Here is a 1,301-nt window from a genome sequence, read left to right as displayed (position 1 = left end):
TGAGGGGCCCCGCGCTTTCCGGACAGCTGACTGATGGTGATCTGCGGGCAGATCTACGCTGCTTGCTGCCGGTCCAGGTACTCGGTGTGGACCTCAAGAGGGGTCCGGTACCCGTTCGCAGAATGAAGCCTGCGTCGATTGTAGAAGCCCTCGATGTACTGCACAACCGCGCGGCGTGCTTTGCTGCGTGTGGCAAATACCATACGGTTGAGCCACTCGTTCTTCAACGCGCCGAAGAACGATTCCGCCACCGCGTTATCCCAGCACACCCCGGTTCTTCCAACCGACCTGCGCATGCCGTAGCGGCGCAGGTGCCGACCGAACTCATCACTCGTATAGTTCGACCCGCGATCGCTATGGAAGATGCAGCTTTCCCCGATGTGGATGTTCCCGGCCGCCGAGTCCAGCGCGGCTGTGATGAGCGAGGTCTTGAAGTGATCGGCCATCGCCCAGCCGACCACCATTTTCGAATGACAATCGATCACGGTCGCCAAATACAGAAAGCCTTCCCAGGTCGGGATGTATGTAATATCACCGACCAGCCTGGTGCCTGGATGCTCGGCGGTGAAGACCCGGTTGACCAGGTCGGGGATCGCACCGGGCTCGCCGGCCTGGGTGGTGACCGGCCGCCACGGCCGCGGCTGCACCGGCACAAGCCCCAGCTCGCGCATCAACTGCCGCACAAGCTCCGGCGAGACCTCCTCACCCGAGCGCGCCAGCACCGCGTGGACGCGCCGATAGCCGTAGGTATCGTGGTTGGCCTCGAATACCGCCTCGATCATCAGCTTGAGGCGTTCCCGGCGTTCGGCGGTCGCCGACAACGGACGAGTCCGCCAGTCATAGAAGCCGGACCGGGAAACGTGCAGCCAGGCGCACATGTCAATGATGGCGTGGTCGGCCTTCTCCGCGTCGATGAGCTCGTACTTGGCGCTCACCGGTGATCCTTCGCGAAGAAGGCCGCGGCTTTTACCAGAAAGGCGTTCTCCTCGCGGAGCCTGCGGTTCTCTCGCTCGAGCTCAAGTTCCCGGGCGCTCTTCTTCTCGCCGCCGCCGCTTCCCGCCGACACGTCGCCGCCGTGCCGTCTGCGGTAGTCCTTGACCCAGTTACCAAGCGTCGTGTCGTGGATCCCGACCTCACGGGCTACATGGGCGATGGGGCGTGGGCCGTCCAGCACCATGCGGACGATCTCGTCCTTGTGCTCCTGGGTGAAATGCCGCCTCTGTCGTGCCAACGACCTTCCCTTCCGGTTCTCCCCAACAACCCTAGTTGGGGACCTGTCCGGAAGATCCGGGGCGCCTCAG

At 63.6% G+C, this 1,301-nt stretch carries 1 protein-coding gene; it reads right to left on the bottom strand.

The window, feature by feature from the left end; genetic code table 11:
• Positions 1–53: 53 nt before the first annotated feature.
• A protein-coding gene (locus ACTWPP_RS44945; protein WP_443110608.1) for an IS3 family transposase occupies positions 54–1,231 on the bottom strand; the annotation gives its coding sequence in 2 pieces (ribosomal slippage) (positions 54–970 and positions 970–1,231; 1,179 coding nt in all).
• Between the last annotated feature and the right edge of the window lie 70 nt (positions 1,232–1,301).

It is taken from the genome of Actinomadura sp. 3N407 (assembly GCF_052245875.1).
In the GTDB taxonomy this organism is placed as follows: Bacteria; Actinomycetota; Actinomycetes; order Streptosporangiales; family Streptosporangiaceae; genus Spirillospora.
Note: the sequence above shows the minus strand (reverse complement) of the source record. Positions and strands in the feature narration are given on the sequence as shown.